Source organism: Jeotgalicoccus huakuii, from assembly GCF_036665975.1.
Classification (GTDB): domain Bacteria; phylum Bacillota; class Bacilli; order Staphylococcales; family Salinicoccaceae; genus Jeotgalicoccus; species Jeotgalicoccus marinus.
The window spans coordinates 39,626-65,388 of the sequence record NZ_JAVIYN010000017.1; the positions used below are offsets into that span (position 1 = coordinate 39,626).

At 37.3% G+C, this 25,763-nt stretch carries 26 protein-coding genes; 21 read left to right on the forward strand and 5 right to left on the reverse strand.

Features of this window, described 5'->3' with window-relative positions; all coding sequences use genetic code 11:
• Positions 1-63 precede the first annotated feature (63 nt).
• Positions 64-942: a LysR family transcriptional regulator gene (locus tag V6E76_RS09375; RefSeq protein ID WP_026867706.1), complete on the forward strand. Its 879-nt coding sequence runs from the start codon at positions 64-66 to the stop codon at positions 940-942.
• Here the strand turns inward: V6E76_RS09375 and V6E76_RS09380 are convergent.
• Positions 939-1,415, reverse strand: coding sequence for a hypothetical protein (locus V6E76_RS09380; RefSeq protein WP_026867705.1), 477 nt, complete (start codon positions 1,413-1,415; stop codon positions 939-941). The genes V6E76_RS09375 and V6E76_RS09380 overlap by 4 nt on opposite strands.
• 77 nt (positions 1,416-1,492) lie before the next feature.
• Between V6E76_RS09380 and V6E76_RS09385 the strand changes: the two genes are divergently transcribed.
• The 7 genes from V6E76_RS09385 (at position 1,493) to V6E76_RS09415 (ending at position 8,340) form a co-directional block, all read left to right on the forward strand.
• Positions 1,493-1,717 carry a hypothetical protein gene (locus tag V6E76_RS09385; protein WP_026867704.1) on the forward strand — a complete coding sequence of 75 codons (225 nt, stop codon included), beginning with the start codon at positions 1,493-1,495 and terminating at the stop codon, positions 1,715-1,717.
• 43 nt (positions 1,718-1,760) lie between these two features.
• A complete protein-coding gene (locus tag V6E76_RS09390) occupies positions 1,761-2,123 on the forward strand; it encodes an MFS transporter (protein WP_051220595.1) in 363 nt (120 codons plus the stop codon).
• 241 nt (positions 2,124-2,364) lie between these two features.
• Positions 2,365-3,666 (forward strand): acetamidase/formamidase family protein, encoded by a 1,302-nt coding sequence (locus V6E76_RS09395; protein ID WP_166627283.1) that lies wholly within the window; start codon positions 2,365-2,367, stop codon positions 3,664-3,666.
• Positions 3,635-4,075, forward strand: a complete 441-nt coding sequence (locus V6E76_RS09400; protein ID WP_247352855.1) for a hypothetical protein — start codon at positions 3,635-3,637, stop codon at positions 4,073-4,075. Before V6E76_RS09395 ends, V6E76_RS09400 begins: the two co-directional genes overlap by 32 nt.
• A gap of 71 nt (positions 4,076-4,146) precedes the next feature.
• A complete protein-coding gene (locus tag V6E76_RS09405) occupies positions 4,147-4,554 on the forward strand; it encodes a hypothetical protein (protein ID WP_166627282.1) in 408 nt (135 codons plus the stop codon).
• A gap of 321 nt (positions 4,555-4,875) precedes the next feature.
• Positions 4,876-6,606, forward strand: a complete 1,731-nt coding sequence (locus tag V6E76_RS09410; protein WP_247352853.1) for an ABC transporter ATP-binding protein — start codon at positions 4,876-4,878, stop codon at positions 6,604-6,606.
• 3 nt (positions 6,607-6,609) lie between these two features.
• A complete protein-coding gene (locus tag V6E76_RS09415; protein ID WP_247352850.1) occupies positions 6,610-8,340 on the forward strand; it encodes an ABC transporter ATP-binding protein in 1,731 nt (576 codons plus the stop codon).
• Positions 8,341-8,456: 116 nt separating this feature from the next.
• Here V6E76_RS09415 and V6E76_RS09420 read toward each other — a convergent pair whose 3' ends face one another.
• The gene (locus tag V6E76_RS09420) at positions 8,457-8,717 is read right to left on the reverse strand and encodes a GlsB/YeaQ/YmgE family stress response membrane protein (RefSeq protein WP_026867697.1); all 261 of its coding nucleotides are present in this window, start codon (positions 8,715-8,717) and stop codon (positions 8,457-8,459) included.
• Between the two features lie 85 nt (positions 8,718-8,802).
• Positions 8,803-9,990, reverse strand: coding sequence for an MFS transporter (locus V6E76_RS09425; RefSeq protein ID WP_247352846.1), 1,188 nt, complete (start codon positions 9,988-9,990; stop codon positions 8,803-8,805).
• 160 nt (positions 9,991-10,150) lie between these two features.
• Here V6E76_RS09425 and V6E76_RS09430 point away from each other — a divergent pair, with 160 nt between their 5' ends.
• The 6 genes from V6E76_RS09430 (at position 10,151) to recQ (ending at position 15,794) form a co-directional block, all read left to right on the forward strand.
• Positions 10,151-10,738, forward strand: a complete 588-nt coding sequence (locus tag V6E76_RS09430; RefSeq protein WP_247352843.1) for an anthranilate synthase component II — start codon at positions 10,151-10,153, stop codon at positions 10,736-10,738.
• The gene (gene pabB / locus V6E76_RS09435; RefSeq protein WP_247352841.1) at positions 10,735-12,411 is read left to right on the forward strand and encodes an aminodeoxychorismate synthase component I; all 1,677 of its coding nucleotides are present in this window, start codon (positions 10,735-10,737) and stop codon (positions 12,409-12,411) included. The genes V6E76_RS09430 and pabB overlap by 4 nt, the downstream gene beginning before the upstream one ends.
• Positions 12,412-12,420: 9 nt before the next feature.
• Positions 12,421-12,627: a hypothetical protein gene (locus tag V6E76_RS09440; RefSeq protein ID WP_247352839.1), complete on the forward strand. Its 207-nt coding sequence runs from the start codon at positions 12,421-12,423 to the stop codon at positions 12,625-12,627.
• A gap of 15 nt (positions 12,628-12,642) precedes the next feature.
• Positions 12,643-12,900 (forward strand): hypothetical protein, encoded by a 258-nt coding sequence (locus V6E76_RS09445; RefSeq protein WP_166627278.1) that lies wholly within the window; start codon positions 12,643-12,645, stop codon positions 12,898-12,900.
• Position 12,901: 1 nt separating this feature from the next.
• Positions 12,902-13,846: a 5-oxoprolinase subunit C family protein gene (locus tag V6E76_RS09450; protein WP_247352837.1), complete on the forward strand. Its 945-nt coding sequence runs from the start codon at positions 12,902-12,904 to the stop codon at positions 13,844-13,846.
• A gap of 166 nt (positions 13,847-14,012) precedes the next feature.
• A complete protein-coding gene (gene recQ / locus V6E76_RS09455; RefSeq protein WP_247352831.1) occupies positions 14,013-15,794 on the forward strand; it encodes a DNA helicase RecQ in 1,782 nt (593 codons plus the stop codon).
• Between the two features lie 695 nt (positions 15,795-16,489).
• On the opposite strand, the gene V6E76_RS09460 is transcribed toward recQ, so the two are convergent.
• On the reverse strand, positions 16,490-17,371 hold the full coding sequence (locus V6E76_RS09460; protein ID WP_247352829.1) for a DMT family transporter: 882 nt from the start codon (positions 17,369-17,371) through the stop codon (positions 16,490-16,492).
• Between the two features lie 340 nt (positions 17,372-17,711).
• On the opposite strand from V6E76_RS09460, the gene nrdI reads away from it, so the two are divergent.
• From nrdI to V6E76_RS09490, 6 genes are all read left to right on the forward strand, one after another.
• Entirely contained in the window at positions 17,712-18,107 is a 396-nt protein-coding gene (gene nrdI, locus V6E76_RS09465; protein ID WP_247352867.1) for a class Ib ribonucleoside-diphosphate reductase assembly flavoprotein NrdI, read from the forward strand.
• Positions 18,091-20,196, forward strand: a complete 2,106-nt coding sequence (nrdE, locus tag V6E76_RS09470; protein WP_247352827.1) for a class 1b ribonucleoside-diphosphate reductase subunit alpha — start codon at positions 18,091-18,093, stop codon at positions 20,194-20,196. Before nrdI ends, nrdE begins: the two co-directional genes overlap by 17 nt.
• Before the next feature lie 13 nt (positions 20,197-20,209).
• On the forward strand, positions 20,210-21,178 hold the full coding sequence (gene nrdF, locus V6E76_RS09475) for a class 1b ribonucleoside-diphosphate reductase subunit beta (protein ID WP_247352825.1): 969 nt from the start codon (positions 20,210-20,212) through the stop codon (positions 21,176-21,178).
• A gap of 138 nt (positions 21,179-21,316) precedes the next feature.
• A complete protein-coding gene (locus V6E76_RS09480) occupies positions 21,317-21,742 on the forward strand; it encodes a FixH family protein (RefSeq protein ID WP_247352823.1) in 426 nt (141 codons plus the stop codon).
• A 46-nt stretch (positions 21,743-21,788) separates the two neighbouring features.
• The gene (locus V6E76_RS09485) at positions 21,789-22,460 is read left to right on the forward strand and encodes an SDR family oxidoreductase (protein ID WP_247352821.1); all 672 of its coding nucleotides are present in this window, start codon (positions 21,789-21,791) and stop codon (positions 22,458-22,460) included.
• Positions 22,461-22,624: 164 nt separating this feature from the next.
• Entirely contained in the window at positions 22,625-23,764 is a 1,140-nt protein-coding gene (locus tag V6E76_RS09490) for an ABC transporter substrate-binding protein (protein ID WP_247352819.1), read from the forward strand.
• A gap of 60 nt (positions 23,765-23,824) precedes the next feature.
• Here the strand turns inward: V6E76_RS09490 and murB are convergent, their stop codons facing one another.
• Positions 23,825-24,748, reverse strand: coding sequence for a UDP-N-acetylmuramate dehydrogenase (gene murB / locus V6E76_RS09495; RefSeq protein WP_026867682.1), 924 nt, complete (start codon positions 24,746-24,748; stop codon positions 23,825-23,827).
• Between the two features lie 121 nt (positions 24,749-24,869).
• Here murB and V6E76_RS09500 point away from each other — a divergent pair, with 121 nt between their 5' ends.
• Positions 24,870-25,763 (forward strand): EMYY motif lipoprotein, encoded by an 894-nt coding sequence (locus V6E76_RS09500; RefSeq protein ID WP_499797800.1) that lies wholly within the window; start codon positions 24,870-24,872, stop codon positions 25,761-25,763.

The following is a 25,763-nucleotide window of genomic DNA, read 5'->3' on the forward strand; positions in this document are numbered from 1 at the left end:
ATATACATAAAATATTAATAAAATTAGTTTTACCAACTTTTTTCATATACATGAGGTGTATTAATGGACATTAGACAATTACGTTATTTCCTTGTCATTGCAGATGAAAAACAGATCTCTGCAGCGGCCAAAAAGCTTTATATGTCACAGCCGCCTTTGAGTCAGCAATTGAAAAATTTAGAAACATCAGTCGGAGAAATATTATTTGAAAGAAGCGGAAAATTTCTAGAATTAACTGAGGAAGGAAAGACCTTATACAAGTACGCACTTGAGATTACTCAAATGCTAGAAGAAGCAAAAATTGAAGTGAGAGATGTTGGCAGTGGTGTCGATGGTAAACTTTCTATTGGTATCAACACATTTTCTTTAGCAAATTTAGATACTGTCTTTCATGAATATAAGAAAAAGTATCCTAAAATCACATATAAAATACATCAAAATGAATCATCTCTACTCTGTTATCTATTAAAGCAAAGAGAAGTTGAAATGGCTTTGGTTCGGTTGCCATTAGAGATTGATGATTTTACCTTACATCACTTACACAGTGAATCATTTTATGTTGTTACTTCAACAGATGAACGGTTGTTTGATGAGGAAGTCACCTTAGAAGAAATCAGTCAATATCCACTGGTGTTGCCGAGTATCAAAGGGTTAGGTGTTTACTATTCCATACATGAAGCCTTTTCAAAGGCTAAGATTGAACCCAATGTTATTGCTGAGTTTTCAGATTTGAAATTGATGATGCAGCTTGTATCAAGTAATTTTGGAGTTGCCATCGTTCCAGAATCACTGATTTATTTATATAAAGAGTACCCAGTACATGTCCACAAAATACAAGAAGAAGCCGAGCTCACTGGAGACATCGGCTTAATCTGGTTAAAAGATCATCGGCTTTCAAAAGCAGCTCAAAATTTTATAGAAGTGTTAAATGAATATATTTAAGTGTTGTATATGGCCCAAACGAAATAGCCGACAAATAGGATGAAAATACCAATCCCGATTAAGAGTATAATTAGAAACATATTTTCAAGACTAGGTTCATCTTTTGATGATGTGGGTGTAGAAGATTCGTCTTTAGTTTCCATAGGTAGTTCCTGCTGACTAACTTCAGTAGATTTTGAACGATTTTGGACAAGTAGAAAAATCGAACTAATAATTGCAAGCACAATGAGCACTGGAAATATATAGATGTAATTTTGACTTAAGCGGTTTAAACTACCATGTTCAATAGGAAAACCTGTATTTAAATAAGCAATACTAAGTAGAACAATTGCGATTATGATACAAGTGAGTAAAGTATAGATTATAGGTTTGTTTGTATTACCTTTAAAATAGTTTTTAAACGGCATATAAATTAAAAGTCTTATAATTGGATAGGCACACAATATAAAAATTAGGGCAAGAACAATTTGCATAAGGTAGAACCTCCTAAATGCACTGAATTAATATACTTATACCCTAGTTGAACCGTCTTATACATGGAGGGATCATTATGAAAAAATCATTACCAGGCATGACTTCACTAAGATTGTTGAGAGATTTGATGGACAAGCGTAAGCAAAAGAAAAATGGTGCTTACAGTGAAGAAGTGGATCAAGAAAAGTTAGACCGTAATATCCAAGTGGCAAAAGAGAGATTAGAGGATAGGGATTTGACCATGTGTCAGCGTCAGGAGTATGAAAAAACCCTAGAGCATCTAGTTAGACAAAAGAAATAGGAAAAGAAGCGGTAGAATCGCAGATCGAGTCGGCTATCTGAAAGTGATTCAATACAGCTTTGTGTTGATTGTACCAGTGCTGTTTATTTTATCAGTTACAGAATCATTTATACTGTCGGCCATGATGATTATGATTACAGGCTTCTTAATCTTTATGCCGTATAGTTCATTGGTTGTGCTGGGCCAACAATATTTACCAAACAGAGTCGGGCTAGCCTCCGGAGTCACTTTAGGACTATCAGTCAGTGCAGGTGGCGTGTTCGCACCAGTACTTGGGAAAGTTGCAGATATTTACGGTGTGTCTATGGTGATGACGATTATATTTGTCATCGCATTGATCGCACTCATATTTACTATGATTCTTACAAAAAGTCATAAGAAAGCAGATGTAGAAGGCTTAGTTTAAATAGGGATTATGATAGAGAGGTCAACGGTGAATTGCCGTTGACCTTCAGAGCGTTTTGGGGTCTAACGTCATTTCGGTGTTGACCTTCAGATCGTTCCAGAGTCTAACACCACTTCGCCGTTGACCCTCAAACTTAAAAAATAATCTATTGCTACCACAGATATTTTTATCCTCTAAAAATAACTGAAAAGTTAGAAAATATAATTCAAATCAGTATAATAATGAATAAGGAGCTGATTAAATGACAAAGCGTAATTTTAAGCAGACTGTTTACGTGGATAAGTTTACCGATGGTGTTTTAGATCCGACTCAAGAAATGTCGTACTTTGTTAAGGATAAGGGAACGATTGTTGCAAATACCGCACCGGGTTGTTGGGGACCAATGATTACTCCAGAACTAAAGGGTGGCCACGAAGTAACAAAACCTGTTTTTGTTGAAGGTGCTGAAGTTGGTGATGCGATTGCCATAAAAATTAACTCAATTCGTGTGACATCAACCGTCACTGCTTCTGGTAATGATAAACCAATGGAAGGCCGCTTCAACGGTGATCCGTTTGTTGCTGGTATATGTCCAAATTGTGGTGCGAAGAATCCAAAAACTGTGATAGATGGTATCGGTCAGGGCGCTATTAAGTGTGCGGAATGTGGTGAGGATGTCACTCCGTTTACATTTACGAATGCTTATACTATGGCTTTAGATGACGATAAAACGTTAGGAATCACCTTAAATAAAGATGCTGCTGAGAAAGTTGCTAAAGAATCTAAAAGTTATATGAATACACCTGAGAATTCTATTCAAAATCCTGTAGTTACCTTTGCACCACATGATATTGTCGGCGCGCTTGCACGTGTGATTCCATTTTTAGGTCAACTCGGTACTGTACCGGCATCTCCATTTCCAGATTCACATAATGCTGGTGATTTTGGACAGTTTTTAATCGATGCACCTCATGAATATTCCAAAACCGTTGAGGAACTTGAAGACCGTACGGATGGTCATATGGATATAAATAGGGTGAGAGAAGGGGCAATTATTATTTGTCCTGTAAAAGTTGAAGGTGGTGGTGTGTATTTAGGTGATATGCATGCTATGCAAGGAAACGGTGAAATTGCTGGGCACACTACTGATGTCGCGGGTATTGTTGATCTTAAAGTTAAGGTATTAAAGGATATAAACATTGATGGCCCGATTTTATTACCTTTGGTAGAGGATCTACCACCTGTCGCTAAGCCATTTTCTGATGAGGAGCTACTTAAAGCGGATAAACTAGCCCTACAATGGGGAATTGATAACTTAGAAAAATCTTATCCATTGTCATTTGTTGGTAGTGGTGCAACGCTTAATGATGCAACGTCTAATGGCTTAGAGAGAGCTGCCAAATTACTTGAAATTGATGTGCCAGAAGTGATGAATAGAGCAACCATTACTGGAGCAATTGATATCGGTAGAAACCCAGGTGTGGTGACAGTGACCTTCCTTGTTCCAGTGACTCTACTTGAACAATCAAAACTTGCAGACATCGTACAAAGTTACTATGAATAAAATTAAAACAATTAGAATAGAATCTAGTGACTTTGGTTGGGGTGTATTACCAGATTCAGAAGAACTTCATATCCAGAAAATTACCATTTCAAATAACGGTAGAGTTTGGCTCAGATATTACGGACTAGCAAGTTATTCTGAAAAAAATCCTTGCTTAGCTCAAGAATATTATAAAGTATCGAAGGCAACTGCAGAAAGTATAATGACATTGATAGAGCAAGAGTTCTTATCCACAAATAGTTGTAGTGTTGAAGTGACTGATGTACCTGTCTGGGTCATGGATATTAATTTTGATGATCTTGCTAGAGTTGAGTTATCTGGACCAGTATTTGAAGGACATCGGGACATAAGTAATAAAATAAGGAGACTACTTGGTTTAAAAAAATCTATTCCTGTTCAATTTACCTGAGCCACCTACATCTTAATTTCACACTAAAAATGCTATAATGGGGTAAACATTTCTAGGAGGCACATCACACTATGGAATCTATTACTTTGATGGAAGCATACGCTATTGAAACCTTGAAAGGGAATGGCGTTGATAATGAAACAATTATTAACAATATTAAAGCTGGAGAAATAGAAGACTTTAAAGCAATCAAAGAGAATATGGACTTTGATGCTTTGGTTGAATTGAGTAAGAATGTTGATTTTGATTCTATCGTCAACGACGGTTACAAGGTTAAATTCTTAACATTCAACGGATTAAAAAATCTAATCAAAATGAAGTTTGGTAAATTTGCAGATGAAGATTACCAAGTCGATGAGTTCACTATTTCTGGTCTGGAACTAAGTAAAGACCAAGTGGCAGACTTAGAAAATGTACTTTCTGCAAACTGGGTATTGTCAAATGAACCTGGTGGCGTCACTGTAAAACCGAATAAGTAATATCTTTTATAATTTTTAGAAAATTACCTTGCAATGTGTAAATATTTAAATTATGATGAAATTGTGAAAAATTCTAAAAGGAGGTAAGGCATTATGAAATTAAGAACGAATGAACCATTATTAATTTCACAAAAACATATGCAAACCTCTGTATTTTACATTTTATAAAGGTAATTTCTAGAACTATAAATATATGAAATAGAGAGGAGACCCCTCTCTATTTTTATGCAGTTTTTTAGCGTGCACAATAATAGTGCGCGCTTTTTTTGTCAAGAGAGGGTGTAAGTGATTTAAACAGAGGGATATTTGGGGGTACAAATTATGTTTAGTTACATCAAGAAAATTGGCTGGTACATTCGGGAGAACAAAAAACGATACATTGTTATTTTTGTATTACTAATGATGTCAAATTTACTCGACATCATTCCCCCGCAATTGATCGGCCGAACAATTGATCTTATTAACAACGACACAATGACACAAACATTAATGTGGCAAATTATCATTGTTTTCTTATTAGTCATTATTTTATCTTATGCTGGTACTTATTTCTGGGGCTTTCTCTTATTTGAAGGTGCCATAAAAATTGAAAATATTTTAAGAAGTCGTTTAATGAAGAAATTCCTCGCATTTTCTCCAAGTTTTTATGAGAAGAATAAGACCGGAGATTTGATGGCGAAATCAACTAATGACTTGAAGACGATATACATGTCGACAGGCTTTGGTGTCATTACTTTACTCGATGCTACGACTTTCTTACTAACGATCGTCTTAGTGATGGGCTTTAGCATCAGTTGGCCACTGACATTTTTTGCGCTCTTGCCTTTACCATTATTAGCGATTTTAGAACAACGTCTTGGAAAGAAAATAAATAAGAATCATAAGACCGCACAAGAATCCTTTGGCGTTATGAATGATGCAGTCTTAGAAGTAGTGGAAGGTGTCCGCTTAACACGAAGTTACGTTCAAGAGACACAAGAAGCGGGACGTTTTCATCAGTTGACGGAAAATTATTTAAAGAAGTATATGAAAGTGGAAAAACTAGATGCTTTCTTTCAGCCGTTAACGATTTTAGTAGTCTCACTCAGCATAGCGATTTCATTTGGTTACGGTGCAGTCTTGGTTAATAATGGATCCATTTCTGTTGGCCAGCTCATTACCTTTAACGTCTATTTAAATATGCTAATTTGGCCAATGTATGCACTTGGTATGTTGTTTAATGTAATGGAGCGAGGAAATGCTTCTTACGACCGTATCCAACAAGTTTTAGATGAAAAAGATGTACTCGACTACGAAGGAATGAAAGTGGTTGAAACGCCAGAGTTTAGTTTTAATAATGTTACTTTTAAATATCCGCTATCAAAGCATAACAATTTAGAAGATATAACAGTCGAGCTTAACAAGGGAGAAACACTTGGTGTTGTTGGTAAGACTGGCAGTGGGAAGTCGACTTTTATTAAACAATTACTAAGAATTTACCCTGAAGGTAGTGGGGATCTAATTATTGATGGTTTAAATGTCTCAGAACTCGACAGAGATAAGTTAAGAGATAAGCTCGGTTACGTTTCCCAGGAAAACATACTGTTTTCAAGAACTGTAAAGGAAAATATTCTCTTTGGTAAACCAGATGCCACTTATGAGGAATTACAACAGGCGATTGAGTTAAGTGCTTTTGATGAAGATCTTAAACGCATGCCAGATGGTCTAGATACGCTTGTTGGGGAGAAAGGGGTCTCCTTAAGTGGAGGACAAAAACAGAGAATTTCAATTGCGAGAAGTTTGATTAAGAATCCAGATATCTTAATTTTGGACGACGCCTTAAGTGCAGTGGATGCAAGAACTGAGCAAAGAATTATCAATCACATTCGAGAGAAACGTCAAGGAAAAACAACCATTATCGTGACGCATCGATTGTCAGCTGTCCACCATGCGGATAAAATTATCGTCCTTGAAAATGGACGTTTAGCACAAGAAGGTACGCATGAAGAATTGTCTAAAAGAGAAGGATGGTATAAGGAACAAAACCAATACTACATCAAAGGGGGTGTCTGAGGAATGACTGAACTAAAACGATTATTTCCATATATTTTAAGCTTTAAAGGTATCTTTTTTTCTGGTGTCATATTGATGATAATGATGACAGCTTTTGAATTAGTCGGTCCATTGATTGCAGCGAGAATTATTGACGAACATATAAAATTAGGAGAAGGCAATATTATTTTAGAGCCGATTTTATATTTAATTGCACTTTTCATGGGCTTGAAGATTATCCATGCAATCACCACATTTTTTGCACAGATTTTACTAGCGACAGCCGGTTCTAAAGCCATTAAAAAGATGAGAAAAGAAGTCTTCGGTCACGTCCAACGCCTACCGATTAAATATTTTGATAACCTACCAGCAGGTAAGGTGGTCGCACGCATTACGAACGATACTGAATCGATTTTAGAACTGTTCACATCGGTGATTCCGATGTTTATGGCAAGTATCTTAACGATCGGTAGTATCGTGACGGTTGTATTTTTCATCAACACTTGGACAGGTATAGTCATGCTCATATTTATGCCGATTATTATTGTTTGGGGCATGCTTTATAAAAAATATTCCAATGAGAACAACCACATCAGACGAGAGAAGAACAGTGAAATGAATGCCATGATTAATGAATCCATCAACGGCATGCCGATTATTCAAGTTTTCAATCGTCAATTGCAAATCGCTGATGAATTTGAAGCGATTAATGATGACTACTACAAGAGTACAAAAGGTCTAATACAACTCGAAAGTTTAACTGGTGATAACTTAGCAAATAACATTCGATCGATCGTTTTCGCCATACTCGTCTATATATTCGCATCAGTTTACTTAAGCGAATCAACAGCTTTAACAGTGGGGACGATGTATCTCTTAGTTGATTATATAACGCGGTTCTTTAACCCCTTATTCAATATCGTTAATCAGCTAAGTGTTTTCGAACAAGCTCGAGTAGCTGCTAACAAAGTATTTGAATTATTGGACGCTGAAGTTGAAGAAAATACAGGCGACAACTTAGAGGAATTTAAAGGGAACATTCACTTTAAAAATGTGAACTTCTCCTACGATGGCAAAAGGGATGTACTAAAAAATATTAATATCGATGTGAGTCAAGGAGAAACAGTCGCCTTAGTCGGTCACACTGGATCAGGGAAAAGCTCCATAATTAATCTATTGATGAGATTTTACGACCCAACTTCAGGCGGTATTTACTTTGATGATAGAAATACTATCGATATCGATAAAAAATCACTCCGTAAGTTTATGTCCATCGTTCTACAAGATCCATTTATTTATAGTGGATCGCTCTTGTACAACATTCGTTTGAATAATGAGGACATTAGTGAAGAAAGTGCTAAGAAAGCATTAATTGATGTTGGAGGAGAGAATCTTTTAAGTAAATTAGATAATGGTATTCACTCTGAATTGACAGAACGCGGGGCAACACTATCGCTCGGAGAAAGGCAGCTTATATCTTTTGCACGTGCATTAGCTTTCAATCCACAAGTACTTGTTTTAGATGAAGCAACGAGTAACATAGACTCAGAAACAGAACAGATGATTCAATATGCCATGAAGGTCGTGAGTCACAACAGAACAACCTTTATTATTGCGCATAGACTATCAACGATTCAACACGCAGATCAGATCATTTTACTGGATAACGGGGTAATCAAAGAGCGAGGTAATCATAGCGCACTCATTCAGCAACAAGGGACCTATAGCAAAATGTATGAAATGCAGATGGGGTAAAAGAAAAACCATGGGGAGATTATTTTCTCCCCATGGTTTTTCAATACATATGTTTAACAGGTTAGACATATTGCCCGAGACCTACTTATAAATCAAATCATGATGTGAGTCTTTCATTAAGCCTTTTTATTACCTTTTAATAAGTTAAAGATAAATGAAACGACTAGAATTAGGATAATCGCACCAGCTAATGTACCAATGATGCTCATTCCGCCTAGAGTGGGTCCGAAGTCTAAACCAATTGCATTACCGATAGATGCACCGATAAGGCCTGCAATAATGTTACCGATAATACCGAACGGTACGTCTTTACTTATGATTAGACCAGCTAACCAACCGAGAATACCGCCAACTATTAATGTCCATAGCCAACCCATAACTAAATTCCTCCTATAAAAAAAGATAAAAACTGTTTCTAGTCATATATTTCCAATATCAAAGACTTGTAAACATTTCTTTGAATTATGAAGTGAATTTATTGTTAAGTCGTAAAATAAAGTACAGTCCTAGAGCGAGTGTCGCACTTGTTGCACTAATCCAATATATTGAACTGTACCCAATGAACTCTGCAACGAGTCCGAATGTCATTGCACCGAGCCCAACACCTAAATCAAAAGCAGAGAAGAAGGTCGCATTAGCCATACCTCTTTTTTCTGGAGGTGTTGTATTGATTGCTGATGCTTGTAAGGCGGGTTGAATCGTTCCAAAGCCTAATCCATAGAATATAGCCCCTATATATAGGAACATCTCGTTTTGTAAAATAGCTAAGAAGATTAAGCCGATAATAATCATTGCTGAACCTGGTATAAAGACAATAGCCAAACCACGTCGATCATAGATGCGTCCTGCGAATAATCGTGTTGCGACTAAGGAAATTGCATATATGACAAAATATAGCTGTATGGCATATGAAGGTAGACCTTGTTGGAATGAATAAGCTGGTAGAAATGTTGCGATTCCACCGAATGTAAATGTAATAAAAAACAGTAGGGATGAAGCGGGTAAGGCACGTTTTTCAAAGAACTTCATGCGTTCTTTTGGTAGAGTTTTTCCTTCGTAATCTGTTTTTGTTACTGGTGCAGCCTTTTTGTATTTGATATTTAAAGCCAAAATTAAGGCAAGCAGTGTTAAGGAACCACAGATCATAAATAAGGTAGAGAACTCAATATGATTGACTAAAAATAGACCGAATGCAGGCCCGATCGCTAGTGCAAGGTTACCACTTAAACCGAAGTAACCTAAGCCTTCACCCCGACGTTCTTTAGGTACAAGGTCAGACGCGATAGTACCAGATGCAGTATTGGATAATCCCCATCCCACACCTTGAACAATCCTCACTATGACTAAGAGTAGAATCGTGGTGCTGATTGCGAGCGAATACAAAGAAATAACAAGGATCAACAGTCCACCTAGAAAGACTGGCGCACGTCCACTTGTATCCAATAAGTTACCGCCAAAGGGCCTGATCATTAGGGCAGAAAAAGTAAAGATACCTACAATTAAGCCAACCCACGTATTTGAGTTACTAATTTCCTGAACGTAAAGTGGCAACGTAGGTAAGGTCATTTGAAAAGATGTAAATATAAAGAAGTTTGCAAATACAATGATGATAAAATCACGAGTCCAAATTCTTGGCTTATCATTTGTCATATTAAACCTTCTATTCTAATTTAAAGTTAATTTTCTTATTAACTACATAGTTTACACTAATGGATGAATGATTACATCCGACTAGATACTGATTCTAATATTTAAATGGGGTCTGATATGATATTATAAGAAAATAACAGATTTTCAGGGAGAATGACCAGTGAATTTACTAATGATTGATAACTATGATTCCTTTACATATAATCTGGTACACTATATGGAAAGTAACCCCTATGGTGTTGGTGTAAAAGTGGTCCGACCAGATGAACTTTCTACATATAATATGGCGGATAATAATATTATTGGTGTTGTCATATCACCGGGTCCATCACATCCAACAGATCGTCCGGAAGTATTGGACTTTATTAAAAAATATTTTACGACCCAACCGATATTTGGTATTTGTCTCGGGCATCAAATGCTCTGGCATTTAGCGGGTGGAGAAGTATCTCACGGGAAACGCCCGATTCACGGACACGCGCACCCGGTCTATCACAATGAAAAAGATATTTACGCTAATATCCCATCACCTGTGATTGGCTGTAGGTACCACTCTTTAAGTTGTTACGGACAAGTTAATGACTACGATATTGTTGGACAGACTGAAGATGGCATCAATATGGCAATCCGTCATAAAACCTATCCCGTTTTTGGCGTGCAATATCATCCAGAGGCAATATTGTCTGAACACGGCAGAGCCCAGGTCAATAACTTTATTAGAATTGCAGTGGAGGAAAGTCAAGGATGAGAGCACATACAAAATTCAAAAAAGACGGTGTTGTGGAAGAGTACTTTTTCACTTCACCAATTGAAGTGATTCAAGCACCGACATCTTTTGATACAGCTGTTAACCATGCTAAAGCAATGCAGGAAAAAGGTTACTACGCAGTGATCGGAGTCACATATGAAAAGGACGAATACTTTGTTGGAATCTTTGATGCCCCTGTATCTTATGAGACTTTTTTACAAGGTGAAAAACCAGGACGCTTTACAATGACCGAACCAAGACTCAGTGAAAGTAGGGAAGAAGTAGAAAGTAACATTGAAGCAGTAAGAAATTATATACTGGATGGTCATACCTACCAAGTGAACTATACGACGAGATTGTATGGAGATTTCAGTGGGGATAGCCACCAGCTATTCTTAAAACTTACAAGCGGCAATAACGGAGATTACGCCATGTATGTCGATTTAGATGGCAAAGAAATTCTTAGTGTCTCCCCCGAATTATTCTTTGAAATAGATCCTAACCGAACCATACGCACAAAACCGATGAAGGGAACAGCACCGACATTTGAAGACCAAGAGGAAGACAATGAAAGCTATCAGTTTTTACGGCATTCAAAGAAAGACCAGGCTGAAAATGTAATGATTGTTGATCTTTTAAGAAATGATATCTCAAGAATTGCCAAAAAGAACACAGTAGAGGCAACCGAACTGTTTACAATCGAGAAGTACCGAACGGTCTACCAGATGATATCGGTTGTAGAAGCAAAAGTAAGAGACGACGTTCAGCTCAGTGATACTTTTGACGCGCTCTTTCCTTGTGGTTCGATTACTGGCGCACCGAAAATAATGACCATGGATATTATTTCTGAACTAGAAAAAACGCCACGAGGATACTATTGTGGTGCACTCGGTATACTTTACCCGGACCAATCCATGATCTTCAACGTACCCATTCGTACTATGGTGATTGAAGACGGTAACTACACATATGGTGCTGGGGGCGGCATTACCTATGACTCAAATCCGAGCGGAGAGTTCGAAGAAATTCTCCATAAGACATCATTCCTAAAACAAGGCCAATATGCTTTGATAGAATCGATGCGACTAGAAAAAGGAAATATCAAACGTTTAGCACTACACCTCAAGCGCTTAAAAACAAGTGCGGATTACTTTAACTACCCACTTGACGATGTTCAAAATGAACTTCAAAATTATATAGAAGATAAAGAACTCCACACTGGTGTGTACAAGCTACGCCTAACTTTGGATCACACTGGTGTGATGAATATTAGCCACCAAGAAATTGAACCGCTTCATATAATGACAGCGTGTTTATCGACTAAAATCATGTGTGCACCAGAGGACTTCACCAGCCACAAAACGACGGTCAGACATCAATATAATAGTGAATCAAATGATTGTGATCTCGTTTTGTATTATAATGATAATCTAGATGCCACAGAATTTAATATAGGTAATCTTGTCGTAGAAGAAAACGGGGTGTTGACGACACCTGTTTTAAGACCTGAGTTATTAAATGGTGTCATGAGACAGTCTTTATTGACAGAAGGAGTGCTCATAGAGCGAGACTATTCTGTTGAAACTTTGAAAAAGAAATATCAAAGTAATGAAGTTAAACTATATATGATAAATAGTGTTAGAGAATGGGTGGCTGTAACACTAGAAGGATAGAGGTGGCTTATGTTTACACTAATTTTAGCGATTTTAGTCATCGCGATTGTTGTCGTGACACACTTTATTGTCACGTATCTATTAAAAAATAATATTATTATTGTCGGTGTAACCCTTGGATTTGTCGGCGTAATTATTGCGATTGTTGTCTTCGGTATGGCGATGGGCAACTTTACGGAGTACGTTGCCGGTGAGTTAGAGTTCTTTTACCGATAAGGAGTGGAAAAATAAATGATTTTTGCAAACGGAGATACGGCAATTACATGCCAGATTGAACCTACTGAAGTAGAGCGTCTCTTAGCTACATATAAAAAAGACGGTAAGCTAACAGATAGCCCTTATATTACAGCGGTTCAGTTTACAAATAATACGGTGACATTCCATTACGAACCAATTGAAGTGATGGAAAATGAAAACACAATAGAACCCTCTACCTTCGTAACAACGATTGTGAAATCTGTGTTGAACCGTGAGAGTGAGGTAAAGTAAGATGAGTCTAATTATAAAGAAAAGCGGCCTATTAACGATTCTTCAAACTGTTAAAAAGACCGAAATCAACAAAGAGAATAACGAATACAACGGTGCGGTCGATCGACTATCACCCATGCTCGCTAATAAATTAGTCGGCAATGATATCGATGAGCCGACGATTGAAATGTCAGGTCAACCTGGTGTGATTCAGTTTACTGAACCAACAATTTTTGCATATTCGGGCGGAGAGTTCGAGGGCTCAATTAACGATGAAGATATTCATCCCAATCGTATTTATCATGTTGACCGTGGGGATGTTTTATCGTTTCATGAATCATCAAGAGGTTGCCGTATTTACTTAGCGGTCGCTGGCGGATTGGCTGCAGAAGCCTCCAATGTATTAAAATCGGGTGACGAACTGATTATGCGTCGTGATTATAGTACGCTTCATGATGAAATTTTCCATATGATGTCTAACAAGCGTAAAGTGGGCTGGGGCATTGCGGTGTACTCATTAGTAGAAGTATATCTTTCAGATACTTATCACATCGTTAAGAGACCTGATGTTCCGGATTCTGTGTATGACATGCTCGAAGAAAAAGAATATGAAGTAATTCATGAAGATAATCGTGTCAATCTTGTCTTGAAGGGACAGATTCTTGAGGACTTTGATCAGACAGGCGAACAACCAGGTGTGCTTGGTGGTGTCTATATTAAAGACGAGACTCCAATCATCGCCCTTAACGATTTTAACAGCCAGACGGATTTAACTCATATTGGAACGATTCCGAGTTATCACATGCATAAGCTAGGTCAAAAACGTCCGGGATCTAAGATTAAATTTAAAACTGTAGACATTGATGATGCGCATGCGGAAATGTATGGACATCACCTTTGGGTAAACAGTTTATTTAAAGCAATTGATTACAAAATTTCAAAAGAATTAGTGAAAGAAAAGATGTAGCGAGGATCTCTTTTTAAGTGGACCGAATGAATTATCGGGCTTAAAAAGAGATTTTTTCTTGGAATCTTTGAGCCAAAGTTTAACAAAGATACTCGGTTTTAATGTATAATATAGCAGATAAATATTTTGACCGTAAGTACATATATAAATGTAGGACTGATAATGTATGGAAGCTATTTTAAAAGAATACTTCGGCTATGACTCATTTAGGTATGGCCAAAAAGAAATAATAGAAAATGTGTTATCTGGAGACAACGCCTTAGGTATCTTACCAACCGGCTCTGGTAAGTCTTTATGCTATCAAGTACCAGGCTTGATGTTCGGCGGTACGACACTTGTGATTTCACCCTTGATTTCCCTGATGCAAGACCAAGTCGATGCCTTAAAAAAACGTGGAATTAATGCAGAGTGTATCAACTCTACCATGTCTAAAGTGGATTTAAATCGAGTGATGGATCGTATGATGAACGGTGACCTTCAGTTCTTATATGTTGCCCCAGAACGCTTTAATAATGAAGCGTTTAGAGCAGCAGTTGTAAACACAGAAATACCCTTTGTTGCTTTTGATGAGGCCCACTGTATCTCTAAGTGGGGACATGACTTTAGACCAAGCTATCAGAGCATTATTCCCGAATTAAAGGGACTCTTACCAGACGCGCAAATCGTTGCAGTCACAGCGACAGCGACTGAAGAAGTTGAACATAATATCCAAGAATTATTAGATATTGATAATCATGCAGTCTTTAAGACAAGTGTTAAAAGAGAGAATCTCATCTTGTCCGTGAATCCAACCTACCAAAGAGAGCAGTTTATACTGTCATATATCCAAAATCATATTGATGCCTCAGGTATTGTATATGTATCAACCCGTGCAGAGGTAGAGAAACTTTCTGAGTACTTAAATGAATACGATATTGAAAATGTCATTTACCACGGTGGACTAGGTAAAAAAGAACGCAGTATTAACCAACAGAAGTTTGTCTCTGACGAAGTTAAAATTGTCATTGCAACAAACGCTTTCGGTATGGGGATTGATAAGCCAGATATCCGTTACATCATTCACTTTAACTTACCTGGTGACCTTGAAAGTTACTACCAGGAAATTGGGCGTGCCGGTCGTGATGGCTTAGACAGTGAATGTATCTTGCTATCGACTCAGCGAGATGTAAACTTACAGCAGTTCTTCATCGACAGAGCGACGGCGAGTGAACAGTACAAGGACCATATGAGAGAAAAATTAGACTTAATGATCCAGTACAATAAAACGAATAAATGTTTGAGCAGTTTTATCGTTAAATATTTTAATGAAAACGAGTATGTTGAAGCCTGTGGTCAATGTTCAAGTTGCCTATCTAAAAAAAGAACAGAACCGATGACTACTGAAGCAAAACTGATTTTGGGTCTAATTCAGAATTTAGATGGGAAGCTTTCAAAAGAGCTCGTCATCCAAGTGATGAGAGGCGAACACGCGGACAATATCCTAAGCCGTGGACTAGACAAAGAAGAAAATTTCGGTGTGCTTGATTCATTCAGAACAAGTGAAGTCAATCACTTAGTTGAAGAATTAATAATGAGAGGCTACGTTCATTACACCAACCACAAGATGTACTTAATAGATAAAAGCCTAGACATATTAAATCATAAAGTAAAACTCTATACCGTACCTTACCGAAAAGAATATAACGAACGCGTCAATGTTTCGACAGACTCTTCTCCAAACGAAGTGCTATACGATAGACTCATTTCGACGCGTAAGACACTCGCAGAAAAACATAAGCTAGATGAAGATGCGATCTTTACTGACCAAATTCTTAAAGAATTCGCCAAGAAGATGCCACAAACTAAGCAAGATATGATGCATATTCAAGGGGTTGGAAACTATAAACTCAAACACTACTGCCCATACTTCTTAGAAGAAATCCAACAACACGATAGCCAGCAAGTGTAGTGAAGTAAATTAACTTATAAAGGGACTGCAATGGATGATTGTAGCCCTTTTTGGGTTGTGGAAGGTTGTTGGTGGAGCTCCGCTTCGAAAGGAAAACGAAGCAGAGGTACTGGTGGAGCTCCGCTTCGAAAGGAAAACGAAGCAGAGGTGCTGGTGGAGCTCCGCTTCGAAAGGAAAACGAGGCTGAGGTAATGCTGGAGCTCCGCTTCGAAAGGAAAACGAAGTGGAGGTACTGGTGGAGCTCCTCTTCGAAATGAAAACGAAGCGGAGGTAATGATGGAGCTCCGCTTCGAAACCAAAACGAAGCAGAGGTAATGATGGAGCTCCGCTTCGAAAGGAAAACGAAGCAGAGGTAATGATGGAGCTCCGCTTCGAAACCAAAACGAGGCTGAGGTAATGCTGGAGCTCCGCTTCGAAATGAAAACGAAGCGGAGGTACTGGTGGAGCTCCTCTTCGAAAGGAAAACGAAGCAGAGGTAATGGTCGAGTTCCGCTTCGAAAGGAAAACGAAGCAGAGGTAATGATGGAGCTCCGCTTCGAAAGTAAAACGAAGCAGAGGTACTGGTGGAGCTCCGCTTCGAAACAAAAACGAAGCAGAGGTAATGATGGGGCCCCACCCAATACAAAAACTACGCAGCCTTTTGGTCTCCATCACCAAAGACTGCGTAGTATGTGCTTTTATAGATAATATAAAATTTACTTCTTACCTGCGATTTTCAAACGTTCTCGCCTCGGTGGTCTATTCTTCATGTACATATAGTAACTTGCTGAGAAGATAATGATGTAACCGAGTATAGACAAGGCATCAGGAATTTCGTTAAAGACGATGATACTAAATAATGCGGTAAAGAGAATCGTCGAGTAGAAGAAGATTGAGATTTCTTTAGCAGGTGCAAAGCTATAAGCAATCGTGAGTCCGAATTGACCAATCGCCGCAAATATACCGGACAGAATTAAAAACCAAAACTGACTGGCTGTCATTGCTTCATACTGGAAAATCATAAACGGCACGAGGGCAACGGTTGAAAAGAATGAAAAGTAAAATACTACGGTATAGAATTTTTCTCTACTTCCGAGCAATCTGAGCACAGTGTAGGCACCAGCTGCAAAGATTGCCCCTAAAACACCTAGTAGCGCGAAATATGTATCACTTGAGAACGACGGTTTGATAATAAATACCGCACCAATTAAAGCGATGATGATTGAAATCATCTGGAAACGTCTAATATGTTCTTTTAAGAAAATCGCACATAGGATAATCGTAAAGAATGGACTGAGTTTATTTAAGATGTCCGCATCACTTAACACCATTCTATCAATGGTAAAGAAGTTAAGTAATACCCCAGCAAGGCCTAGAGCGGAGCGTAAGAGTAACCAACCTTGGTTTTCCTTTTTACCAAAGAGTCGTTCGCGATTATATATCACAAGGACTAAGGCAATCATCATCGAGATAAAGTTTCTAAAAAAAGCTTTCTGAACAGTAGGTAGATCGCCTGCATATTTTACAAATAAAGACATCAAACTGAAACCGAGTGATGAAATAATTAGGGCAAGAATACCTTTAACTACATTATTCATTTACAACACTCCAAAAAAATTTGTACGTTAATTTCAACTTCTTGACTCCATTAAATTTCGCAAAAATAAATTTAAAAAAATAATATGATTTGTCATGACACACCCACCGTGACTTAGGGCGATTTATGACTCAATAAAGGGCGTGAAATTTTAATTTCAGGGAGTTTTTTACATTGCAATCAATTTTCTAATATGAGATTATAGAACATGTTAAATCATATATATTGTGGTTTAAATTTTAAGTAAACACTATATGTAGTATTGATTAAAAATAAATGAACGAATCACTTGAATAGAACATACGTTCTGTTTTATGATGTAATTGAATGGAGATGACAAAGTGATTATTGCTTATTATTCAATGACAGGTAATATCCGTCGCTTCTTAAATGGTATAGACATTCCAGACACCTATGAATTATATCAAATAACAGCTGATAATGTCAGAGAGAAAATCGGTGATCGTTTTATCCTGGTTACACCGACATACGGTTTTGGTGCAGTACCCGATATTGTAAGTAATTTCTTAAAAGTGAACGCTGAAAAAATGTTTGCAGTTGCCTCAAGTGGCAACCGAAACTGGGGTAGAAATTTTGCACGAGCAGGCGAATATATCAGTGATGACTATAATGTACCACTTTTAATGAAGTTTGAGTTGCATGGTAGTCCAGAACAAAGAGAACAATTTTTAGTTGAATTAGAAAGGGCAGGGGAATTGCATGAAAGTATTAGATGAGAAAACATACAATCACGTTGAGTTAAATAACGAAGTCACTAAAAGAGACGAGACGGGTTTTTACAAACTAGAAAAAGATTTAGAAGCACTTGAAGTCTTCATGGAAGAAGTGGAAAGTAAAACCATACATTTCGATTCTGAGCTTGAAAGATTGCACTACCTTGTTGAGAACGACTTTTACTATGATCTTTTTAAAGAATATGATGAAGCAGGCTTAACTGAAATTATTGACCACGCGAATAGCATTGATTTCAAATTTAAGAGCTATATGGCGGCAAGCAAATTCTTTAAAGATTACACTTTAAAAACAAATGATAAGAAACAATATTTAGAAGATTACAGACAACACGTTGTGATTGTCAGCTTATACTTAGCAAAAGGAAACATTAAAACAGCTAAAACATTCATTACTTCAATGATGGAGCAGCGCTACCAACCTGCAACACCAACTTTCTTAAACGCAGGACGTGCACGTCGTGGTGAAATGGTTTCATGCTTCTTATTAGAAGTAGATGACTCATTAAACTCTATTAACTACATCGATTCAACTGCAAAGCAGTTAAGTAAAATCGGTGGTGGGGTTGCCATTAACCTTTCAAAACTACGCGCACGTGGTGAGGCAATCAAGGGTATAGAAGGCGTCGCTAAAGGTGTATTACCAGTAGCGAAATCTCTAGAAGGTGGCTTTTCTTATGCCGATCAGCTTGGACAACGTCCAGGTGCTGGTGCAGTATACTTAAACATTTTCCACTATGACCTACCTGAATTCCTTGATACTAAAAAGGTAAACGCAGATGAAGATATCCGTCTTGCAACAATTTCAACAGGTCTAGTCGTGCCATCTAAATTCTTTGAACTCGCACGTGATAACAAACCATTTAATACTTTTGCACCACACACAGTGGAAAGAGAATATGGTGTTGCACTTGATGATATGGATATGGATGAGATGTACGATGAGCTTGTGAAAAATGATAAGGTTAAAAAACGCGAATTTGATGCACGTGATATGTTAAACACGATTGCTCAAACTCAATTACAGTCTGGTTATCCATACCTAATGTTTAAAGACAATGCCAACAAAGTACACCCACTTGGAGATATTGGTGACATTAAGATTTCTAACTTATGTACTGAAATTTTCCAACTTCAAGAGACTTCTGTCATTAATGACTACGGTGTTGAAGATGAAATCAAACGTGATATTTCATGTAACCTAGGTTCTATGAATATTGCTAACGTTATGGATTCAGGTAAGGTAAAAGAAACAGTACATGAAGGTATTGAAGCTCTTACACTCGTCAGTGATGATACTTCAATCGCTAACGCACCAGGTGTTAAGAAAGCGAACGAAGAATTGCACTCAGTTGGACTTGGTGCTATGAACTTACACGGCTACCTTGCTAAGAACAAGATTGGTTATGAGTCAGAAGAAGCAAGAGACTTTGCAAACATCTTCTTTATGCTGTTGAACTACTACTCAATCGAAAAATCAATGATGATCGCAAAAGAACGCGGTGTAACATTCAAAGACTTCGATCGTTCTGACTATGCAAACGGTAAGTACTTTAAACGCTATACAGCTGAAGATATTACACCACAGTTTGGAAAGGTAGCTGACCTATTCGATCACATTCACATTCCGACTAAGGACGACTGGGCAAACCTTCAAAAAGAAGTTGAAGCGAATGGCTTATACCATGCTTATCGCCTAGCGATTGCACCAACACAAAGTATTTCTTACGTTCAGAATGCGACAAGTTCTGTAATGCCAATCGTTGATATGATTGAACGTAGAACTTACGGTAACTCAGAGACGTTCTACCCAATGCCATTCTTATCTAAGGAAACAATGTGGTATTACAAGAGTGCCTTTAATACAGATCAAATGAAATTAATCGATATGATTGCAACAATCCAACAGCACGTTGACCAAGGAATCAGTACGATTCTTTACGTGAACTCAGAAATCTCTACTAGAGAATTATCTAAGTACTATATTTATGCACACCACAAAGGATTGAAATCACTCTACTACACGAGAAACAAATTACTCAGTGTTGAAGAATGTACAAGTTGTGCAGTATAAAGGAGAATGAACTATGAAAGCTGTTAACTGGAACAGAGAAGAGGATATGACAAATATATTCTGGCGTCAAAATATCTCACAAATGTGGGTAGAAACAGAATTTAAAGTATCTAAAGACTTAGCATCATGGGCAACCTTGTCCGATGACGAGAAAGATACATTCAAGAAAGTCCTCGCTGGACTGACAGGCCTGGATACACATCAAGCAGATGACGGCATGCCACTAATCATGCTTCATACTCCAGATTTACGTAAAAAAGCAGTATATTCTTTCATGGGAATGATGGAGCAAGTTCACGCGAAATCATATTCTCATATCTTTACAACACTGCTACCGACTAGGGAAACTGATGATTTACTAGACGAGTGGGTTGTTAATAATAAGCATCTGACTTTTAAAGCAGACAAAATTGTCACAAACTATCATAAGTTACTCGATAAGAACCCGTCATTGTATGATCAGTACATGGCGAGAGTCTCATCAGTGTTCCTTGAGTCATTCTTGTTCTACTCAGGCTTTTACTACCCGCTTTATTTAGCTGGTAATGGCCGTATGACAACAAGTGGTGAAATTATCCGTAAAATTTTACTTGATGAATCAATCCACGGTGTCTTCACTGGCTTAGATGCCCAAGTACTAAAAGCTGAGCTGAGTCAGGAAGAACAGGACCGTGCAGATAAGGAAATGTATAAACTACTTGATGAGCTGTATGCTAACGAAGTTGAATATACAAAAGATCTTTACGATAAAATCGGCTTAACTGATGATGTTTTAAATTACTTACAATATAATGCAAACAAAGCATTATCAAACTTAGGATTTGAACCTTACTTTGAAGAAAAAGGATTCAATCCAATCATTGAAAATGCTTTAGATACAACAACGAAGAACCACGATTTCTTCAGTGTTAAAGGTGACGGCTATGTTCTTGCGTTAAATGTTGAAGCATTAAAAGATGAAGATTTTATTTTTGAAGACTAGTTATAGTAACACGCTTGATGTTTATCACATCAAGCGTGTTTATTCATTTAGTCATAAAATATTCATTTCAGTATCATTGATGAGCAAAATGATAATGTAAAATGATATTTGAATGTAAAATAGAAATGATGTATAACTATGAAACTAAAAGGAAGCTTTTTATCAGTAATCTTATTATTATCTTTAACTCTGGCTGCATGTTCAGATGGAGAATCGTCAGAACACGGTGATCATGGAGATATGAATCACGATCACGCATCTAGTGATGAAGTGAGGTCACTTGAAGTTGATTTACAAACACCTGAAAGCATCACTGCTGGTAAAGAAGTTGAATTTACAGCTCATGTGTCATCGAATGAGGAAGACGTTACAGATGCGGATGCTGTCATGTTTGAAATCATTCAAGGTGAGGAATCATTAGAAATGATTGATGTTGAACATAGTGAAAATGGTGAATATGTACTACCATATACATTTGAAGAACCGGGTGAATACAAAGTCATTTCTCACGTTGATGCCTACCAATTACATACTATGCCAGAAGAAACGGTAACAGTAGAGTAGTATGATATTATAGTAGTATCAAGATAGTCAGTTCTAGGAGGATATTATGGATTTAACAAATAAAACTTATATCGTATCGGGTGCAACAACTTATCTCGGTAGAGAGGTTGCGCTGGAATTGGCGACAAAAAATGCAAACATTATTCTAGCTGGATTGGATTATAGCGAGCTAGAAGATGTAAAAGCAACACTCAGCGATACTACTGGCGAACATGAAATTGTTTTATTAGAACAGTCTAAAGAAATTGATTGGCTGGATGTTGTCCAAAAAATTGAGGATAGCTATGAGTCGCTAAATGGTATTATTCTAGTGCATTCAATCTTTACGGATGACAAAACAGTCTACAATGTTAGCTTTAATGAATTTAGTGAGGTCATGTATGAACATGTTTGGGGAACGTACCTCGGTATTAGAACCCTGAGACCACTACTCAAAAATGAAAATGATGCAAAAATCATCAATGTCATTGAACCTTCTTTTGAAGAAGTTTTCGAAAGAAACCTGTACTACACAGTAACAGGCGCAATTGAAGCTCTGACACATTCGACAGCAATTGAGCTTAGTCGTGAAGATGTAGATGTTTATGCCTTAAGCTATCGCCCGACTTATAAGACAACAGAAGAAGAACGTGCCAATCAAAAAGCAATCAAAAAAATTAAAGCAATTATCGACCACGATAAAGATATTCCAACAGGAGAAACAATCATTATCTCTTAAGATTAGCTTTATTTTAATAATCACACTTATATCTTTTAAGAGTAAGTGTGATTTTTCATATTACAATGGGCTGGCTAGGAAAAATACGTCAGGCTATGTATAATTGCAAACAAGACTAAAAAACGATAGTGATTTAAGTACGAATTTATGATGAGGAGCTTAGTATGGAATTTAAAAAGTTATACTTATTAGTGATATCAGGCCTTATATTATTACTTGCAGCATGTAATGATAATTCCGAAGAAACTGCACCAGCTGAAGAACCTGAAGCGGAAACCGAAGAAACAAACAACGAAGCAACAGAGTCTGAAGAAGAACAAGAGGAGGAAGCGAGTTCTCCGGAGAACATCGCCTACAAAAACTTTTTCAAGATTAAAAGTAGTACAGATGAAGACGATGATGACTTTACTCAAATTGATAACGATGTAGAATTACCGAAGAGTTCAGACCAAGTCGTTGTCTTCGACTTATCTGCAGCGTCCACTTTTGCAGCACTTGATTTAGAAGGAAATATCACCGGCATTCAAAAAGGGGAAGAAGGGGAACATTTAAACGAAGAATTGAGTGATATTTACGGATCAGACGATCATGTGAATGTAGGTACTGAAGATGAAATTGATTATGGGGCAGTTGAAAAATTAGACCCAGAAGTGATTGTTATAGGTGAAGATGAGTCCTATTCAGCTGTAATCAGACAACTGGAAGAAGCAGCACCGAATGCTGAAATTATCAGTGTCGATAAAGATAGCACGACTTATGTGGAAAACATTATAGAATTTACTAGCTTCCTCGGAGAGATGTATGGTGTTGAAGACCATGCAGAAAATTTAGTCGATGACTTAAATACAAATCTGACTGAGCTTAAAGAACGTGTGCTTGATTTAGAGAAAAATCTACTCTATTTTGAAGTGAATGATGAGGATTTAACTATTGATGAAACAAGTGGCATCAATGATTTTCTTTTCAGTGAAGTTGGTTTTAATCGCGTACTTGAACCGGTATCAAATGAGAATAGTCAAGTAGAACCAAATGCTGATTTCGGTTTCTCGTCCATCTCTAGTTTAAACCCAGGTATTATTTTAGCCCTAAACACAAACGGAGAAAAAGATATTGAAACAGTGACTGAGGAAATTTTAACAAATGAATCGCTCACTAACATTAATGCAGTCATCAATGAAAATGTCTATGTTATATCTGAAGACAACTGGGACGAAGAATCAGCAGGCTACTTAGACATTATGAATCAAATTGAGGACTTATCCGGTATGTTGGACTCAATAGAAGAAAGTAATAATGATGAGTGATATGTAGTAAAAGCCCGTTCGTATAACGAACGGGCTGCTTTTAGATTATACATTTAGCATTTATTCAAGATGATCGCCAATGATTCTAACTTCTCTGTTTAAAGTGACTCCGTATTTCTCATTTACAGTATCTTGAACAAATTCAATGAGTGCTTCGTAATCACTTGCTGTACCATTATCGACATTGACCATAAAGCCTGCGTGCTTTTTAGAGACTTCAACGCCACCAATACGATGGCCTTGTAGGCCAGCATCTTGGATGAGCTTCCCTGCAAAATTACCTGGTGGTCTTTGGAATACACTACCACAAGATGGATATTCTAAAGGTTGCTTTGTTTCTCGGCGTTCAGTTAAGTCATCCATGATCGCTTTAATATTTTCAGTATCCTTGTCTTTCTTTAATTTAAAGACAGCTGATACTACAACTAGATGTTCTGTCTGTACTCGACTTGTGCGGTAACCAAGATCTAATTCATCTGGGCTCAGCGTGATGATTTCACCCGCTTCATTAATTGCTTTAATATGGCTGAGGCAGTCTTTGACTTCCCCACCGTAAGCACCAGCATTCATATAGACAGCACCACCGACTGAACCGGGGATACCACATGCAAACTCTAAGCCAGATAAGCCATGCTGGAGTGCCATATGCGAAGCATCAATAATAGCAGCACCACTATCTGCTGTTAAAGTGTCGCCTTCTACAGTAATGTTATTTAACTTTAAAAGGTTAACGACGATGCCACGGATGCCACCATCTCGAATAATAATATTCGATCCATTGCCTAAATAGGTCACCGGTAAATGGTTTTCATTTGCGAATTTGATGACTTTTGCAGTATCTTCTATATTACCGACCGAAATGTATATATCTGCCGGGCCACCGGTTTCTGTATATGTGTATTTATTTAAGGGTTCATCGCTTTTAACAATTGACGATGTCACTATGTTTTTAAGCGCTAAGACAAGCTTTTCTTTATCCACTATAATTATCCTCTCATTCATGCTTAACAATTATTATAGTGTATAATTAGAAAAAATTAAACTCACATATATGTTATACTATATCGTGTTATAAAAAGAAATCTACCTGAAGCGGGGTTCGTATATGTCTTTGAAAACGCTGATAAAAGGTTCGCTTATCATGGCACTATTATTTTTAAGTGCCTGTGGATCAAGTCTAGATGAAGATATTAAAACATATGAAAGTGATGCGGAGCGCCTAATAGAATTAAATAGTGAGTTTAATGATTTGGTCAATGATATGGATTTCGACCGAGTGGAGCGAATGTATTTTGAAGAAGAAGAAACAGATTTGGCATTTATTCAAGATTTAATCAATCGAGTCGATAAAGAACTAGTCCCATTAGCCGATAGCCTTGGACATGAAGTCGAATCAATCCAAGTCGAAAACCCTGAAGTTCAAGAAATTCATAATATTATGCTTGAAGATGTGCAAGTGAAGAGGGATTTTACAGCTCAAATCACTTCATTTCTAAACGCTTATGCGAGTTCGATTGACTCAAATGAACAACTTGTCACATTAAGCCAATCTTTTATCACGCACCAAGAGGAACGAGATAACCTTATAGAAGCAGCGGATTCAAGTGAAGAAATAGAAGAAATGAACACTTTGATTGATGTTTTAAATAAAAACAGTGAAGCACTAGATGAGCAAATAACGAACTTTCAAAGTAAAGAGAGTGTGGAAGAAAAAGAGCAGTTTGCCAAAGAAGATTTGCTACCTTTAATAGATCAGCATATTGAAGAAATAAATGCTCTAAATTTGACGACTTCTACTGCAACTCGGGCACGGACGATTTCGCTTGAGATGAATTACAATTATCGAACTTATTTTGAGGAAAGAAAAAATATAATGGTATCTGTTGAACAGCTCCAGGAGCTTTCTTTAGAAAATCTGTTATCACAGTTAGATACGGCATCAACACTTGATAGTCAGTTTGAAGAAGCATTAAACAATAAAAAAAATGAGGCATCTTAA

Excerpts from the sequence above, each read along its gene's own strand:
- V6E76_RS09375 (WP_026867706.1), top strand. The coding sequence starts at position 64 with ATGGACATTAGACAATTACGTTATTTCCTTGTCATTGCAGATGAAAAA.
- V6E76_RS09380 (WP_026867705.1), bottom strand. The coding sequence starts at position 1,415 with ATGCAAATTGTTCTTGCCCTAATTTTTATATTGTGTGCCTATCCAATT.
- V6E76_RS09385 (WP_026867704.1), top strand. The coding sequence starts at position 1,493 with ATGAAAAAATCATTACCAGGCATGACTTCACTAAGATTGTTGAGAGAT.
- V6E76_RS09395 (WP_166627283.1), top strand. The coding sequence starts at position 2,365 with ATGACAAAGCGTAATTTTAAGCAGACTGTTTACGTGGATAAGTTTACC.
- V6E76_RS09405 (WP_166627282.1), top strand. The coding sequence starts at position 4,147 with ATGGAATCTATTACTTTGATGGAAGCATACGCTATTGAAACCTTGAAA.
- V6E76_RS09410 (WP_247352853.1), top strand. The coding sequence starts at position 4,876 with ATGTTTAGTTACATCAAGAAAATTGGCTGGTACATTCGGGAGAACAAA.
- V6E76_RS09415 (WP_247352850.1), top strand. The coding sequence starts at position 6,610 with ATGACTGAACTAAAACGATTATTTCCATATATTTTAAGCTTTAAAGGT.
- V6E76_RS09420 (WP_026867697.1), bottom strand. The coding sequence starts at position 8,717 with ATGGGTTGGCTATGGACATTAATAGTTGGCGGTATTCTCGGTTGGTTA.
- V6E76_RS09425 (WP_247352846.1), bottom strand. The coding sequence starts at position 9,990 with ATGACAAATGATAAGCCAAGAATTTGGACTCGTGATTTTATCATCATT.
- pabB (WP_247352841.1), top strand. The coding sequence starts at position 10,735 with ATGAGAGCACATACAAAATTCAAAAAAGACGGTGTTGTGGAAGAGTAC.
- V6E76_RS09440 (WP_247352839.1), top strand. The coding sequence starts at position 12,421 with ATGTTTACACTAATTTTAGCGATTTTAGTCATCGCGATTGTTGTCGTG.
- V6E76_RS09445 (WP_166627278.1), top strand. The coding sequence starts at position 12,643 with ATGATTTTTGCAAACGGAGATACGGCAATTACATGCCAGATTGAACCT.
- V6E76_RS09450 (WP_247352837.1), top strand. The coding sequence starts at position 12,902 with ATGAGTCTAATTATAAAGAAAAGCGGCCTATTAACGATTCTTCAAACT.
- recQ (WP_247352831.1), top strand. The coding sequence starts at position 14,013 with ATGGAAGCTATTTTAAAAGAATACTTCGGCTATGACTCATTTAGGTAT.
- V6E76_RS09460 (WP_247352829.1), bottom strand. The coding sequence starts at position 17,371 with ATGAATAATGTAGTTAAAGGTATTCTTGCCCTAATTATTTCATCACTC.
- nrdE (WP_247352827.1), top strand. The coding sequence starts at position 18,091 with ATGAAAGTATTAGATGAGAAAACATACAATCACGTTGAGTTAAATAAC.
- nrdF (WP_247352825.1), top strand. The coding sequence starts at position 20,210 with ATGAAAGCTGTTAACTGGAACAGAGAAGAGGATATGACAAATATATTC.
- V6E76_RS09480 (WP_247352823.1), top strand. The coding sequence starts at position 21,317 with ATGAAACTAAAAGGAAGCTTTTTATCAGTAATCTTATTATTATCTTTA.
- V6E76_RS09485 (WP_247352821.1), top strand. The coding sequence starts at position 21,789 with ATGGATTTAACAAATAAAACTTATATCGTATCGGGTGCAACAACTTAT.
- V6E76_RS09490 (WP_247352819.1), top strand. The coding sequence starts at position 22,625 with ATGGAATTTAAAAAGTTATACTTATTAGTGATATCAGGCCTTATATTA.
- V6E76_RS09500 (WP_499797800.1), top strand. The coding sequence starts at position 24,870 with ATGTCTTTGAAAACGCTGATAAAAGGTTCGCTTATCATGGCACTATTA.